This window comes from Mycobacterium sp. E3247, from assembly GCF_001667785.1.
Classification (GTDB): Bacteria; Actinomycetota; Actinomycetes; order Mycobacteriales; family Mycobacteriaceae; genus Mycobacterium.
Map to the genome: position 1 here is coordinate 1 of NZ_LZJG01000516.1, position 666 is coordinate 666.

The window sequence follows — 666 nt, forward strand, 5'->3', positions numbered from 1 at the left end:
ATCATCGGCGTGATCCTGAGCGCCAGCATCGGACTGGGGTTCTTCAACGAGTACCGGGCCGAGCAGGCCGCGGCTGCGCTGCATTCCCGCATACGCCACACCGCGATCGTTCGGCGCGACGGGAATTTTGTCGATGTCGACGTCCGGGATCTCGTCCCCGGGGACGTCATCCGGCTCTCCCTTGGGCAGGCGGTGCCCGCGGACGTGCGATTGATCCAGACGGCAGCGTTGGAATGCGACGAGGGCATCCTGTCCGGGGAATCCACCGGCTCGGAGAAGTCACCGACGCCGGTGGGAACCGACGTCGCGCTGACCGACATGACCGATGTGGCGTTCATGGGCACGATCGTGAGCGCGGGCGAAGGCTTGGCCGTCGTGTATGCCACCGGGAATCGCGCCGAGTTCGGCCGGATCGCGGCGGGTCTGAGTGAGCGCCAACCCGAGACCGACTTTCAGGTCGGCCTGCGCCGGTTTTCGTATCTGCTGCTCCGGGTCGCGGTTGCGCTGACCGCGCTGATTCTGGTCACCAACTTGATGTTGCACCGGCCGCTGATCAATTCGGCACTGTTTGCGCTGGCGATCGCGGTCGGCATCACGCCGCAGCTGTTGCCGGCCGTCGTGAGCACCAGTCTGGCCACCGGCTCACGCCAGCTGGCCAAGGCGAAG

General features: G+C 66.2%; 1 pseudogene. It reads left to right on the forward strand.

Going from position 1 to position 666, the window contains the following annotated elements:
* Nucleotides 1-666: pseudogene (locus A9X04_RS26005) on the forward strand (magnesium-translocating P-type ATPase); the annotation flags it as partial.